Origin of the sequence: Mycobacterium sp. 852013-50091_SCH5140682 (assembly GCF_001665685.1) — a bacterium.
In the GTDB taxonomy this organism is placed as follows: Bacteria; Actinomycetota; Actinomycetes; order Mycobacteriales; family Mycobacteriaceae; genus Mycobacterium.
Genome location: NZ_LZTB01000104.1, coordinates 47556 through 62059 on the forward strand (window position 1 = coordinate 47556; position 14504 = coordinate 62059).

A 14504-nucleotide genomic window follows, 5' to 3' on the forward strand; every position below is an offset into this window, starting at 1 on the left:
GCCCCTCAGTGCTGGTCGATGGCGGTCTTCCGGTCCGATTCGACACGCGCCAGGAAAGCCGAGAACAACGCGTGCCGGTCGGCAGCGGGTCCATCGGTGTCTTCGGGGTGCCACTGAACACCGAGCAGCCAGATGGCCGGGTCGCGGTGTTCTACGGCCTCGACAACTCCGTCGACGCCCCGGGCGGCAACCCGCAACGCTGGGGCGACGGTGCCGACGGCCTGGTGGTGCCCGTTGCGCACGGTGGCGGTCGTCGCATTCAAGATGGCCGACAATCGCGTGTCGGGCTCGATCAGCACGGTGTCGTCGACGAACAGCGGATCCTCGCCGTGACCGTGGTGGGGGGTGTCGGGGCCGAGATCGGGGATGAGATCGCCGCCGTGGGCCACGTTGAGCATCTGCGCGCCGCGGCAGATGCCGAAAAGCGGAAGCTGGCGCGCGACTGCTTGGCGGATGGCATCGAGGGTGCGCTCGTCGCAGCGCCGGTCGACCCCGTTTAGGCTGGGCACGTCGTCGTGGTGGCCGTACAGCGTCGGGTCGACGTCACCGCCACCGAGCAGTACCAGTCCGTCGATGCCGTCGATGCCGTCGATGGGGTCTGGCGTCTCGGCAGTGGGATCGATGACCACCAGTCGGGCTCCCAGATCGGTCAGCGTTTGCAGCGTCGACCGCGTGAAGCGCACCACGAGCTCGCGAGTCTCTTCGGTGAGGTCGGGGTAGTTGAGTGGGATGACCACGCCGATCAGGGCGGCGCCGGCGTCGACGACGGGGTGCGCGGGCAGAACATCAGCCAGCGTGATGGGGGCGAGGGTGCTCATCGTGGGTTGTCCTATCTGAGTAGAGGTGGTGCGTTGCGGTGGGTCGGGGATGTGACCGAGAGTTGGTACATTCCTGCCAACATCGTGTAAACGTCTCGCCCACAATGCTTTTCGGATCGTCTGCGAGCGCTACCGGGCTGGCACCGTCGTTCAACCGATATCCGGCGTCAGGGGTTCAGCCGGACCAGTGACCACGGGGTGTTGGGTATCTGCTGGGTTTGCAGCCGATCACTCGTGCGGATCTTGGATCCGGTGACATGGTCGACATGATTGGCCACGATCACGCGGCCTTCAGCGTTGATCAACGCCACCGGTTGTGACGCGGCCGTGAAGGTGGGCAGGAGTTTGGCGTCGAGTGCGGCGACCGGCACGTCGGCCGCGGCGACGCCGAGAAACCGCCCTCCTGTTGAGGTGATGGGCACGCCGAAGGTACAGACGTAGAGGTCGACACCGGTGTAATCCAGGTAAGGCCCGTACACCCAGGGGATTGCGCGGTCGCGAGGGACCGCGAACCATTCCATGGAGGTGTAGTCGTAGAAGTACTCACTGTTGGGATTGAGGTCGAGGCTCAACTTTTGAGCTGCCCCGCCATGCTTGTGGTCGGTCCGCCACCACTCCAGGTAGCGCGGGCTGTCGGCCAGGAGTTGGTCTGCGACGACCACCCCGGTGCCGTTGAACATCGTTCCCCGGCGTTGGAGTTCACCGACGATCACCTCGCGAAGGCCGGCGAGATCGACTGTCCGGGGTGCGGTGCTTGTGCTCTCGAGCCGGTCCCACAGGTCGCGAGTGGCGTCCGCGATGGTCTGCAGCGAGGCGAAGATGGCAGCGACGAGCTCGCCGACAGCTGCTTCGACAGCTGGGGATTCGATCGCGCGGGCGTGGTTGCTGTCGGTCATCGGTGGGTCAGCTCCATGCGTAGTGCGATCAGCCGTCGGACGGTGCCGGCGGCGTGTTCTTCGGCGAGCGATCGAGCCTTGGATTCGTCTTCTGCTTCGATGGCGTCGACGAGCTTGGCGTGGCGGGCGGCTTCGGCCGCCGGATCAGCCGCAATTTCGGGCAGCCAGATCATCGAAGACAACTCGGCTTGCATATTCACCTCAGCGCGGGTCAGCCGGGCCGATTGCGAGCATACGGCGACTTCGATTTGAAAGCGGCTGTCGGCGCGGCGGCTGCGTAATATGTTGTCGCTCTCGGCAAGACGCGTCACCAGGAGGCGCAGCCGCGTGATGTCGGCGGCCATCGCGCGTCGGGTGGCGAGGACCGCGGCGGCGGTGGCCACGGCGAAGTGCTCGTCGCCCAGATCGCGGATTTCTTCGACGGTCAGTTCCTCAAGATGGGCAAGAGAACGGCTGTTGACGGCTTGAGCGGACGCGCGCACAAAACTGCCACCACCACGACCCCGCTTGGTTTCGACCAAACCCTGCTGGCGTAGGACGGCCAGCGCCTCGCGCAGTGTCACCGTCGAGACGCCGAGTTGGGTGGCCAGGTCGATCTCGCTGGGAAGTTGCTCGCCGTCGGCCATCACGCCGAGACCGATCGCGGAAGTGATGCGAGCGACGACGGCGTCGGTGCGCGGACCGCCGCCGTCGAGAGGGGACAGGACGGCGTCGAGCGCTGTGAGACCCCCGAGTTGGTCGACTGCCACCGGCTTCTCCTGCCGTCGAAACGTCTGAGCCGACCATAGCACTAAAGACTTGAACTATGAACTATGGTGGTATAGGTTTTAGCGTGTGACCGGGACCACAGGATCCAGCTCACACTTCGCTCACCAATTCGAGGAGGTCTCCGATGCCGGTCGTCGTGGTTCTCCTGGTCACCGCGCCCTTGTTCGCCTGGGCGCTGCACGACCTGCAGGCCTTCGCTGAGCGGTATGTCGCCTGCAAACACGCCAACGACTGACTGACCACGTCCGGTCACCGACCTGAAAGACACCGCTATGTCCAGCACACCACTTTCCGGGGACGCGCTGCCCCACGGTGAAGACGACGACGCCGCTCAACTCGCGGCTCTGGGCTTCCAATCCGAGTTCAAACGTGACATGAGCCTGTGGGCGAACTTCTCGCTCGGCTTCACCTACCTGTCCCCAGTGGTCGGCATCTACACCGTGTTCGCGATCGCCATCGCAGCTGCCGGTCCGCCGATGATCTGGAGCTTGCTCATCGCCGGCGTCGGACAGTTACTCGTCGCGTTGGTGTTCAGCGAGGTGGTCGCCCAATTCCCGGTTGCCGGCGGCGTCTATCCGTGGGCGCGGCGGCTCTGGGGCCGCAAATGGGCATGGATGACCGGTTGGGTCTACCTGTTCGCACTCCTGGCCACCATCGCCGGTGTCGCCTACGGGGCCGGGCCGTTCGTTGCGGCCGTGCTCGGCTTCACCCCGTCGGTGCACGCCACGATCTGGTGCGCACTGGCGATCCTGGCCGTGGCCACCACGATCAACCTCACCGGAACCAAAATCCTCAGCTATTTCGCCATATTCGGGTTCACCGCCGAACTCATCGGAGCGCTGGTCGTCGGTGTCTGGTTGCTGATCAGCCAGCGTCACCACGGGCTGGGCGTGCTGTTCCACAGCTTCGGCGCCGAGGGTAACCACAGCTTCCTCTACGCCTTTCTCGCGGCCAGCCTCATCGGGGTCTATCAGTACTACGGTTTCGAAGCCTGCGGCGACGTCGCCGAAGAGGTCAAGAACCCCGGCGTCCAGATCCCCAAATCGATGCGTCGCACCATCTATATCGGCGGCGCCGCAGCGACATTCGTCTGCCTGAGCCTTATCCTCTCCGTCGTCGACTTCGGGGCCGTCATCTCAGGCGCCGACGCAGATCCCATCTCCACCATCCTGGCCAACGCCTTCGGCACGGTGGGATCCAAAGTCGTTCTCTCCGTTGTCCTCATCTCGTTCGTGTCGTGCGCGCTGAGCCTGCAGGCCGCAGCCAGCCGGCTGATCTACTCGTATGGCCGCGACGGCATGATCGTCGGCGCCTCACTGTGGTCACGCTTCGACCACAAGCGCCACGTCCCGCCGTATGCACTCCTGGCTGCTGTGGTCATTCCCGCAGCCCTGATCATCGGCTCTATCGTGTCCACCGACGCCTTGACCAAACTCATCAGCTTCGGCTCGGTCGGCATTTACATCGCTTTCCAGATGGTCGTGCTGGCCGCGCTGCGCGCACGCATCAAAGGTTGGACAGCGACCGGAAAATACCGCCTGCAGAAATGGGCCTGGCCGGTCAACATCGGCGCCTTGATCTACGGCGTCGCCGCCATCGTCAACATCAGCTGGCCGCGCACCCCCGAAGCCCCTTGGTATGACAACTACATCGTCGCGGTCATGTCCTTGGTCGTCATCGGCTTGGGCTTGCTCTACATGGTCTTGGCCCGCTCACACAACAACGGCACCGCCCCGTACGGCGACGCCATTCCCACCACCGTGCCCACCACCGCGCGCCCGGTGGCCACTCCCCAGCTGGCAGGAGAACTCGATGTCCACTGAACAACTCACCGACGCGCCGTACCTGAACCTCGCCGACCCGGCCTTCTCGGTCCAGTCTGCCGACGTTCGCACCGCGCGCGACGAAAACTGGTATGCCCGAACCCCATACGGGCTGGCAGTGCTGCGCTACGACGAGGTGGGCAAGCTGATGAAGGACCGCCGCCTGCGCCAGGGCAGCTGGGCCTGGCCCGCTCACAACGGCGTCACCGAAGGCGCCTTTGCACACTGGTGGAGCAAGGCCCTGCTCAACATCGAGGGCGAAGATCACCACCGCCTGCGCCGCCTGATGAATCCAGCCTTCTCCCCAAAACTGATCGGGGGACTGGTCCCACGATTCCAGGCACTGGCCAACGAGCTGATCGACACCTTCTACGACGAAGGCCACTGCGACTTCGCCGCACAGTTCGCCGAGCCCTACGCTGCGCGCGTCATCGCGATCATGCTCGGCATCGACGAATCGCATTGGAAGCGAATCGCCGCCTGGTCCAACGACATCGGACTGTCCCTGGGCGTCACCTTCAAGCAGGACCTGGACCGCATCGAAACGGCACTGGCGGGGCTCTACGGGTACGCCGACGACCTCATCGCCGAACGCCAGGCCAACCCCGGTGACGACTTCGTGTCCCGGCTCGTGCTCGCCGAACGCGATGGCGAGCATCTTTCCCGCGACGAGCTGCGCGTGGCCCTCGTGCTGCTCATCTTCGGTGGCATGGACACGACCCGCAACCAGCTCGGCCTGGCGATGCAGACCTTCATGACCTACCCCGACCAGTGGGAGCTGCTGGCCCGACGCCCGGAGTTGGGCAAGGCCGCTGTCGAGGAGGCCATGCGAGTCAACCCAACCGTCACCTGGGTGACCCGTGAAGCGTTGGAAGACTTCGACTACCAGGGACTGCACATCACCGCAGGCACCACCATCCACCTGCTGTCGGAGTCCGCCGGCACCGACCCCCGCGTCATCGACGGCAAACCGTTCGACCTGGAGGCCACCCGGCCGGCGCACTTCGGATTTGGCGGCGGCATCCACCACTGCCTGGGGCATTTCGTGGCCCGCAGTGACATGAGCGAGGCGCTACCTCTGCTGGCTCGGCGCCTGCGCAATCCCCGCATCGACGGCACCCCCACCTGGCTACCGCTCAGTGGCAACACCGGTCCGATCTATCTGCCCATCAGCTTTGACCGCGCGTGAGTCCGCAGCCGGCCCGAGAAGCATTACAAGAAAAGGAAAACCATGAAAGTTCACGTTGACCGCAAACTGTGCGACGACCACGGACAGTGCACCATCGCCTCACCCACCGTGTTCCGCATGAACGACGACGGCAAACTCGAATACGACACCGACGTCGACGAGAGTCTGCGCGACGAGGTCGAAGAAGCGGCCGACGTCTGCCCCGTGCAAGCCATCTTGCTCGACGGGAACTGAGCAATGTCATCCCGCGTGATCGTCGTCGGCGCCTCCATGGGCGGTCTACGCGCAGCCGAACAGCTGCGTGCCCAAGGATTCGCCGGCGACATCACCCTCGTCGGCGCCGAGAACCATCTGCCCTACAACCGGCCGCCGCTGTCCAAAGATGTACTGGCACAGCACCGCGACGACGACAACTCAGGACCGGACCACTGGCACCGCGACGTCGCTTTCCGGCAGCGCAAAAGCACCGCCGACGTCACGTGGCGGCTCGGTCAACCCGTCGTATCCAGCGACCTCGATGCGCGGACCGTCACGCTGGCCGATGGCACCGTCCTGTCCTACGACGGTCTGGTCATCGCCACCGGCCTGCGCCCACGCAGGCTGCCGTTCGACCGACCGCAGCACGGCCGGCACGTCATCCGTACCCTCGACGACGCCATCGGTCTGCGCGCGGAACTGCGACCCGAGGCCGAAGTGGTGGTGGTCGGCGGCGGATTCATCGGATGCGAGACTGCTGCCACCGCCCGCAAGATCGGCGCAACAGTACACATCGTCGAACCCCAACCCGTCCCGATGATCCGGCCGCTCGGAACGGTATTGGGACAATCCCTGCAACGTGTGCACGAGTCCCACGGGGTCACCGTGCACACCGGTGTCCAGGTGGCCGCCTTGCTGGCCGAATCGGCCCAACCGGACAAGCTGCGCGGTGTTCAGCTCACCAACGGAATCACCATCGACGCGGACGTGCTCATCGAATCGGTGGGTTCACACCCCAATGTCGAATGGCTCGACGGCAACGGCCTCGACTTGAGCAACGGGGTGCTCTGCGACAACCACATGCGGGTACTGACTCAGCGCGGCACCGTCGCCGTCGGCGACGTCGCCCGCTTCCCGGATGTCACCACCGGCGACGCGGCCCGGCGCATCGAACACTGGTCCATACCAACCGATACCGCCAAACGTGCCGCCAAAACCCTGATCGCAGATCTCGCCGGGCAACCCGATGACACTGTGCCATTCCTGCCGCTGCCGTCGTTCTGGAGCGACCAGTACGACGTCCGGTTGCAAGGCTACGGCTCACCGGGTGACGCCGACCGCAGCGCCGTCCTGGAAGGAACTCTCGACCCGACCGGAAATACCCCACCGCTGCCGGGCACCGTCGTGGGCTACTACCGCAGCGATGCCCTCGTCGGCGTCGTAATGATCACCCCCACCTCCACTCAAAACCTGCACTACCGCCAACAAGTCGATACCGCCCGCGCGCAGCTGCAGCCCGCCTGACCCACCCCTTCCAGAACACCAGGAACCGACATGACCACCACAGCGCTCGACCAGCACCGCCACGTCAACACCACCGACTCCCGCATCGCCGACATCGAAACGGCGATGAAAGACCGCGGTGTGGAATACCTCTACTACCAGCTGGTCACCCTGACCGGCCGCACCGTCGCCAAAGTCGTTCCCGCCGAACATCTTCGACGCAACCTCGAAAAAGGCGTCCAGTTCCACCGCACCGCCATGACCGACTTGCACAGCGACCGCACAGGCCGCCTGCTCGGCGGGGGAGTCGACGCTGCCGAGCTGACCGCCATCCCCGATCTGGACACCTTCGCCGTCCTACCCTGGGACACCTCGGTCGCCCGATTCCTCTGCACCGCCTACGAGCCCGACCACATCGCCAACGTCGGCGGCAGCTACCTCGGCCTGGACACGCGTGCCACCCTCAAGCGTGCCCACGCCGCGTTCACCGAAGACACCGGCTTCGTCCTCAAGAGCGGCTGCGAACCCGAAATGACCTGGTATGGACCAGGAATGGATGTCCCAGTGCGACCCGGCGGCAGCGCTGCCTACCAGACCGCCAATCTCGAACTCATGCGGCCGATCTACAAGAGCGTCATCACCTACGCCCGCGAGTTCGGCCTGGACATGATCGAAGGTGACTACGAAGATCCAGGCCAACTGGAACTGAACTGGCTGTTCGACGACTGCGTGCTTACCGCCGACCGGCTCATCACCTACCGCCAGATCTGCCATCAGGTCGCCCGCGAGCACGGCATCAAGGCGAGCTTCATGCCCAAGCCCGCTCAAGGCTCGATGGGCAACGGCTGCCATCACAATGTCAGCCTCTGGAACGACGAGGAGAACGTGTTCGTCGAGCCCGGCCGCCGCGACCTGCACCTGACCAAGGTCGGCCTGCACGCACTCGGTGGCGTGCTTGCCCACGCCGCCGGATCAATCGCGATCATGGCCTCAACGGTGAACTCCTACAAGCGATTCTGGGACGGTGGGCAGTTCGCGCCGACTGCGGTGAACTGGGGAATGGACAACAAGACGTGCACCGTGCGCCTGTCCGCGATCGGGCGGCTGGAATACAAAGTGCCCGACGCCAGCGTCAACCCCTACCTGTCGCACACCGCGCTGCTCGCCGCGATGAAGGACGGCATCGACAACGCCACCGATCCAGGCGAACCGCAGGTCGGCAGCAGCTACGACGGCCAGGCCCGGCACGCCAAGTTACCCCTGACGCTCGGTGATGCCGTGATGCAGTTCAACAGCAACCCCGTCATTCGCGGGGCGTTCTCACCCGAACTCGCCGACCAGTACGCCGAGGTGAAGTTCGACGAATGGGCCCGCGCATGCGGCGCCGTGACCGATTTCGACCGCGAAATGTACTTGGAGTATCTGTGAACCAGCCCTTGCGCCTCATCTGTGTCGATTTGTCCGCACCACCGCTGTTCGAGAAGGCCGAACCTGACGGTACCCGCCGCGGATACGAACCCTCGGCCGCCGACATCGTCGCCGCGAAACTGGGACGTCCCGTCGAGTGGGTCGTCACCAGCTGGGGGGACATGATCCCAGCCGTCAATGACGGTCGCGGCGACGCGATCTGGTGCGGCCAGGGCATCACCGCCGAGCGGGCGGCTCTGGTCGACTTCACCGATCCCTACGCCGTATTCGACGAATCCTTGCTGGTGCGCGCGGATGCGGACATCACCACCGTCGCCGACCTCGGCGGCAAACGCATCGGGGCCATCGCCGGCAGCACCAACATGGCCTTGGCCAGCACCTTCCCCGGCGCGGTGACCGTGCCGTTCGAGGGTACCGACGACGTCTTCGGGGACATGATCGCCGCGCTGCGGGCAGGCACGATCGAGGGCTTTGTCGACGACGACGTCGCACTCGTGCCCGTCGGCGACGAACCCGACCTGAAAGTCGCATTCACCATCGCCACCCGCAACCGATGGGGCGTCGCGGTCGCCAAGGGCAACGAGGCCTTGCGGGACGAACTCAACGGTGCTCTGCGCGAATCGATCTCGGACGGCAGCCTGGAAGAGGTGTGGCAGCACTGGATGCCGAATTTGGCATTCCCACTGCACGACGATGTGGTTGGCGGATCGCGATGAGCAGGCCGTTCATCGCGGTGCCTGCGATCCGCTCACCGAAGATCGCCGGGCTCCGTCGCTCGGGAGTCGTCGCCGCGGACAAGATCTGCGACGCGATCTTCCGCGCGGGCGGTGACCCGTATCTGCTTCCCCCTGGTGACGTCATCGGCGAACGACTGCGCTACGCCGACGGCGCAGTCATTCCCGGTGGCGCCGATCTGGACCCGGCCACGTACGGGCAGGACCGCGATGAGCGGACCGAGAGTAGCGACACCGTTCAGGATGCCTACGACCTCGCCTTTGCCGCTGTGCTCCTGGACCTACAGATCCCGTTTCTGGCGATCTGTCGAGGCATGCAGGTGCTCAACGTCGCCCTGGGCGGCTCACTCACCCAGCACTTGACTGAAACGACTGTGCCACATCGCAATTCGATGCACGAGGTGAACCTAACCCCCGGCTGCGCCACCGCCGTCGCGATGGGAGGTCACGAGTTCGAGGTGTCGTCGTATCACCATCAAGCGATCGACCGACTCGGTGCGGGTCTGCGGGTGGCGGGCCGCGCTGTCGACGGCTGCATCGAGGTCATCGAACACACCAACGCCCCCGTACTCGCGGTCCAGTGGCATCCCGAAGACGACGCCGACACCGCCGCACATCAGCAGGGACTGTTCAATTCGGTGATCGCTGCCGCCCAGGATCGCCGACGCCAGGGCGCCCCTTCCTCTTCCTCGACGGCCCTCGCCGACGCGTTGAGGTAGAACGCGCGGCTGGCGTCCTCGTTCCCAACGTCCTCGTTCCCAATTTGCTGTTTCCGCGCATTTCGCCAAGGTTTGCCGCACAGTGGTTGGATGCCAGTCTCGAGGCGTCTCATCATGTTGCCTGCGGCCATCGCCGCCGCAGCCCTGACCTTCACCGCGGCGGGCTGCCACAAGTCGGCCGACGAGGCCAAACCCACACCTGCACAGGCACCCGCGTCCACACCTGCGGAAGCGCCCGAATCGAGTCCATCTCAATCGCCCGCTGCCGCAGCTGATGCGACGGTTCTCTTCGAGGTCACCGGCTCGGGAACGGCGATCACCATCGATACCGACCCGCCGACTGATCGGGTGTATGACGCGCCGCTGCCATGGCAGCGCACCATCACCGTCGGACCCGATGTGCAACTGCTTCAAGTGGTTGCCGTAGGCGCTGACAACGCGGGCTGCCGGATTACTCTCAACGGCCAGGTGGTGACCGAGCAGCCTGCCGGGACTGCGCACTGCACATACACCCGACCGTAAGCGCTGTAGGTATCGAATCGATCCGGATGGCGACGTGAACGATATACGGTGGGCCACTTAAGAATTCGGCGCAGTAAAGAACCGACTGGGCATTCTCACCCGGCACGCGGATCATGGAGGTCATGATGCGAATCTGGTTGCTGTGCGCCCCATTGCTACTGGGCGCCGCCGCACTCGTGACGTCGCCGATCGCGTCAGCGGGCGCCGACGATGTCATCAGCGATCTTGAGGCGCAGGGCTACACCGTGCATATCAACTGGACCAACGGATTCGACACCAAGCCGCTGTCGGAGTGCTGGGTGACCGGCGTCAACAACCCCAGCAACCAGAAGCCCGGTCCGGGGACGTTCGTCACGGTGTACGTCGACGTCGCGTGCCCCAATCACGACTACTGAGGGGCTACGGGCTGACGGGCACCGTGGTCACCGGCGATTCGCCGGAATGCCCACCGCCGCTCGAACTTCCACCACCGGAGGACCCGCCGGACGACCCTGACGAGCCACTGCCGGACGATCCCGACGACCCGCCGCCATACGCCGGCTCCTGCTGGTAGACCGTGGTCTGCGGGGCCTCATGTGTCGGCTGCTGGGCCGGCGGCGTGTAGGCGGGCGCCGTGTACGCCGGTGTCGACGGGGCGGTGTAGGTCGGCTCATCCTTGGGGGTCACGGGCGCCGCGGATGTCGTCGTCACGGTGTGTGTCGGTGTCGACGGCTCCGTCGGAGTCGAGGTTGACGGGACTGTTGTGGTCGTCGTCGGCACGGTCGTCGTGGTCGTCGGCGGGGTGGTGGTTGTGGTGGGTGGCGTGGTCGTGGTGGTCGGCGCCGTCGTCGTGGTCGTCGGCGGAGTCGTCGGAGTGGTCGGGAACGTCCACGGTGGCGTCCACGGCGGCACGAGGGGCGGAACCGGAATGGGCACCGGGATCGGCGCGGGAATCGGCACCGGGACCGGGGCAGGCGGAACCTCGACGGGCGGGGGAGCCGGCGCGGGCTGGGGCGCCGCGGGCACCGGATTGGACGGCACCTGAACCGGCTGATCATTGCTACGCACGTTCGGCACGACCGGGGCCGCAGGTGGTGGGGTCAGAACCGAGACCGGCAAGGCCACCGGGTCCGCCTGGTGGGGGACCGGCGGAAGGTAGCGGCCCGGCACCGTGTTCGCCTGCGTGGGAGGCGCCGGCTGCGCGGCCACGTCGGCTGTGGGCCGGACGTTGATCGCGACGGTGACGGCCAGGGTGGCGAAGCTGATCACCAGGAACATGACGGCACTGCCCATGAGCAGCATCCGCGGCGCCGGCGGCGCGATGACCGTCGTGTACTCCGCTTCGTCCTCCTGCTCGGGGACGAACTCGCCCAGTGGTTCCATGGGCATCTCGTCGGCCCACGGCCCCTCGCCGGCCTCCTGCGAGTAGGCCAGATCCGGACCGACAGCCCCCTCGGTCCGTGCGCCTGCAGGCGCCATCTGTGTGGCGTCGCCTGCTGCGGGCGCCAGTTGAGTCGCATCGCCGGCAGCCGGTGCCATCTGTGTCGCATCGCCAACAGGCGCCATCTGCGTCGCGTCGAGCGCAGGGGCCATCTGTGTCGACGCCCCGGCCGGGGCGAATCCCGAGCCGTCGGCGGTCTGGGCCGCGCCGCGCGCGATCGCGTAACCGGCATCAGGTGCCACCTCGACGGGAGCAGTCGAACGCAGTTCTGCGGCTACGGAATCCAGGTCCAGGCGTTGGCCGACGAGCATCACCCGCATCGGGGTCGCCGCGGCGGGCATGTGTTGCAAGACCGACGCGCACGCCACGGCCGCGCCGGCGGCTCCGATCGGCACGGATGCCAGCGTGGACGTCGACTGCTCGTCTTCACCGACGACGGTCAGCGACACCGTGTCGTCGTCGGCCAGCAGCAGCGCGGCGTCGGCGCCTGCGCTGCGGGCCAGTGCCGCCGCGGCCTCGGCCTCGGCCACCACCTCGACGTTCTGCACACCGGCGGCGGCCACCCGCTGACGCAGGGTGTCAGCAGCCGACGGGTCGGGCAGGCACAACCGGGTCGCGGCGACCCGGTTACCCGATTCGGTCACCTCGCGGTAGGTCCCGATGATGGTGTCGGCCAGTTCCGCCATCGCGTCGTCGGACAGGTCCAGCGCGTACTGGTCCAACAGTTGGCCGCCACTGGCGGGCGAACCGACCATCGCCAGACGGGCAACCCGTCCGGCGACTGCCACCCCGAGGACTACGTCCACCGGTTACCACTCCTCATCTCGCGCATATGTTGGGCGTACGACGCTTCGTGCCCCGTGCTGCGCTTTTCGACTCCTCAAAGCTACCGCACAGCCTCGGTGGGCCCGGCTGGATGAAAACCATCACGGTCGCCACTGCTTGTGCGCCAGAGCAAAAGTGAGCACGCTGGTTGAATCGTCTTGCGACGTCACTCCTAGAAGGGAATCGGTACTTGAGCGACCAGCGTTACGACGCGTCCGCCACAGTCCAGTTGGCGACCACGGCTGCACCTGTCGTGGCGCGGTCCCCCCGTGTCGGCTACGTCCCGAGCCGGGCCAACAGGGTGCGTGACGCGGTCGCCGTCGCGCTGCTCGCCCTCGCGCTCTTGCTCCCGTGGAATCTCGAATTCGGCGTCGGCGTGCCGGACAGCGACGCGACGACGTTCGTCGTGCTGGCCGTCGTGACGCTGCTCGCGGTCGCTGCCGCAATCGCCCCGCACTTCGGACCGTTGCGGCTCAACTCAGCGCAACCGGATGTCCGGCGAACCGCAGGGATCCGGCTGCTGCTGAGCGTCGCCTACCTCGTCGTGGTCATCGGGTTCGTGGTCTTCCATCTGGTGCAGACGGTCCACGGCGGAGGTACCGGTGCCGTGCCGCCCGGAGTCGGCCCCGGCATGCTGCTGGGTGTCGCGGGCGCGCTGCTCGCGGCGCAGCCGCCCATCACGTCGATCACCATTGAGCACAACAAGTTTCGTCGCTGGTATGCGGTGGCGCGGGTCATCGGTTTCATCTCGATCGCGCTGGCGACGCTGTCGGTCGCGTTCAACCTGTACTGGCGGCTGCGGTACTTGTTCGTCACCGATGTGACCTTCGGCGGCCACGACGTCGCCGTGATCGTCACGACACTGCTCTACGGCGCCGAAGCGATGATCGCGTTGGTCATCGCCTCGCGCTGGCTGACCGAGCGCACTGCCGCGGCCCGGCTGGCCACCACCGCCATCGGTCTCTCGGGTGCCGTTGCGGCGACGCTGGTGTGGCTGCTGAGCGTCGGCCGTGACATCGACGCGTTTCACGGCATCGCGGAGAACACCTCGACTGCCGCAGTGGGATACGAGGGCTACCTGGCCTGGGCTGCTGCCGCCGCGATCGTGGCACCGACGACGCTGTACGCGGTTCTGCTGATCAAGCCACCCACCATCGGCGCCTACCGCGGTGCCGCGGAGAAGTGCCTCACGCTCATCGCGTTCTGGTCGTTCGCCGCCGCGGTGCTGCGGGTCGTCGACTATGTGATCGCGCTGTCACTGGACCTTCCGCGTGCGCTCTACGACAGCGTGGCGATGACGGTGTTCAGCCTCGTCACCGGGTTCGTCGCGCGGTGGGTGCACCGGCAGCTGGGTAAGGGCGTCGTCTCGACGACGGTGACCGCCGCGTTCAGCGCAGTGTTGTTCGTCTTCACCGTCGCAGACGTGGCGATCGGCGTTGCCCTGGCACCCCGGTACGCCGCAGCGGCGCCCGCGGCGATCTACGGCAACAACCTGGCCCAGCAGATCACCAGCACCTTCGATGTCGCCGTGTGCGTGCTGAGCCTCACCGTGCTGGCCGTCATGCTGTTCACCGGCCCGTTGGCCGGCTACCTGGTCCGGCGCGACGCGCGGGGCGCCAAGCCGGCGAAACCGGTGGCACCGCCCACGTCCGCCGCCGATGTGTCCGCGCCCCCGACGATGGCGCGTCAGCCGCAGGCCGCGGCCATGCCACGCATCGCGCGTTTGCGCGACGATTCGACGACGGTGCTGCCCGTCGCGCCGACCACCCAGCTGCAGACACCGACCACAACCCTGCGCATCCAGCGTCGTCCCAGCTCAGGATGGCCGCCGCCGTCAGACGGTCAGTCGCGCCCCAGCTAGTCAGACGGGGAACCATCCCGAC

14 protein-coding genes are annotated in these 14504 nt (G+C 66.2%); 10 read left to right on the top strand and 4 right to left on the bottom strand.

Annotated elements, in window-relative coordinates:
• Nucleotides 1-5 precede the first annotated feature (5 nt).
• The 3 genes from A5784_RS27105 to A5784_RS27115 form a co-directional block, all read right to left on the bottom strand.
• Nucleotides 6-818 (bottom strand): gamma-glutamyl-gamma-aminobutyrate hydrolase family protein, encoded by an 813-nt coding sequence (locus A5784_RS27105; RefSeq protein WP_064947961.1) that lies wholly within the window; start codon nucleotides 816-818, stop codon nucleotides 6-8.
• Between the two features lie 167 nt (nucleotides 819-985).
• Entirely contained in the window at nucleotides 986-1714 is a 729-nt protein-coding gene (locus A5784_RS27110; RefSeq protein WP_064947962.1) for a PDC sensor domain-containing protein, read from the bottom strand.
• The gene (locus A5784_RS27115; protein ID WP_353651923.1) at nucleotides 1711-2505 is read right to left on the bottom strand and encodes a FadR/GntR family transcriptional regulator; all 795 of its coding nucleotides are present in this window, start codon (nucleotides 2503-2505) and stop codon (nucleotides 1711-1713) included. Before A5784_RS27115 ends, A5784_RS27110 begins: the two co-directional genes overlap by 4 nt.
• A 249-nt stretch (nucleotides 2506-2754) precedes the next feature.
• Here A5784_RS27115 and A5784_RS27120 point away from each other — a divergent pair, with 249 nt between their 5' ends.
• From A5784_RS27120 to A5784_RS27160, 9 genes are all read left to right on the top strand, one after another.
• The gene (locus A5784_RS27120; protein WP_082945095.1) at nucleotides 2755-4305 is read left to right on the top strand and encodes an APC family permease; all 1551 of its coding nucleotides are present in this window, start codon (nucleotides 2755-2757) and stop codon (nucleotides 4303-4305) included.
• Nucleotides 4295-5494 carry a cytochrome P450 gene (locus tag A5784_RS27125; protein ID WP_064947964.1) on the top strand — a complete coding sequence of 400 codons (1200 nt, stop codon included), beginning with the start codon at nucleotides 4295-4297 and terminating at the stop codon, nucleotides 5492-5494. Before A5784_RS27120 ends, A5784_RS27125 begins: the two co-directional genes overlap by 11 nt.
• Nucleotides 5495-5536: 42 nt before the next feature.
• Entirely contained in the window at nucleotides 5537-5728 is a 192-nt protein-coding gene (locus A5784_RS27130; protein WP_064947965.1) for a ferredoxin, read from the top strand.
• Between the two features lie 3 nt (nucleotides 5729-5731).
• Complete coding sequence (locus A5784_RS27135; protein WP_064947966.1) at nucleotides 5732-6994, top strand: NAD(P)/FAD-dependent oxidoreductase; 1263 nt, start codon at nucleotides 5732-5734, stop codon at nucleotides 6992-6994.
• Between the two features lie 30 nt (nucleotides 6995-7024).
• Nucleotides 7025-8401 (top strand): glutamine synthetase family protein, encoded by a 1377-nt coding sequence (locus A5784_RS27140; RefSeq protein WP_064947967.1) that lies wholly within the window; start codon nucleotides 7025-7027, stop codon nucleotides 8399-8401.
• Complete coding sequence (locus A5784_RS27145) at nucleotides 8398-9117, top strand: substrate-binding periplasmic protein (protein ID WP_082945096.1); 720 nt, start codon at nucleotides 8398-8400, stop codon at nucleotides 9115-9117. Before A5784_RS27140 ends, A5784_RS27145 begins: the two co-directional genes overlap by 4 nt.
• On the top strand, nucleotides 9114-9854 hold the full coding sequence (locus tag A5784_RS27150; protein WP_064947968.1) for a gamma-glutamyl-gamma-aminobutyrate hydrolase family protein: 741 nt from the start codon (nucleotides 9114-9116) through the stop codon (nucleotides 9852-9854). Before A5784_RS27145 ends, A5784_RS27150 begins: the two co-directional genes overlap by 4 nt.
• Before the next feature lie 90 nt (nucleotides 9855-9944).
• A complete protein-coding gene (locus A5784_RS27155) occupies nucleotides 9945-10376 on the top strand; it encodes an MmpS family transport accessory protein (RefSeq protein ID WP_082945097.1) in 432 nt (143 codons plus the stop codon).
• A gap of 125 nt (nucleotides 10377-10501) precedes the next feature.
• Nucleotides 10502-10771 carry a hypothetical protein gene (locus A5784_RS27160; protein ID WP_197514887.1) on the top strand — a complete coding sequence of 90 codons (270 nt, stop codon included), beginning with the start codon at nucleotides 10502-10504 and terminating at the stop codon, nucleotides 10769-10771.
• A gap of 4 nt (nucleotides 10772-10775) precedes the next feature.
• On the opposite strand, the gene A5784_RS27165 is transcribed toward A5784_RS27160, so the two are convergent.
• Nucleotides 10776-12602, bottom strand: a complete 1827-nt coding sequence (locus tag A5784_RS27165; protein WP_064947970.1) for a DUF7159 family protein — start codon at nucleotides 12600-12602, stop codon at nucleotides 10776-10778.
• A gap of 209 nt (nucleotides 12603-12811) precedes the next feature.
• On the opposite strand from A5784_RS27165, the gene A5784_RS27170 reads away from it, so the two are divergent.
• Nucleotides 12812-14482 carry a DUF7937 domain-containing protein gene (locus tag A5784_RS27170; protein ID WP_064947971.1) on the top strand — a complete coding sequence of 557 codons (1671 nt, stop codon included), beginning with the start codon at nucleotides 12812-12814 and terminating at the stop codon, nucleotides 14480-14482.
• Nucleotides 14483-14504: the final 22 nt, after the last annotated feature.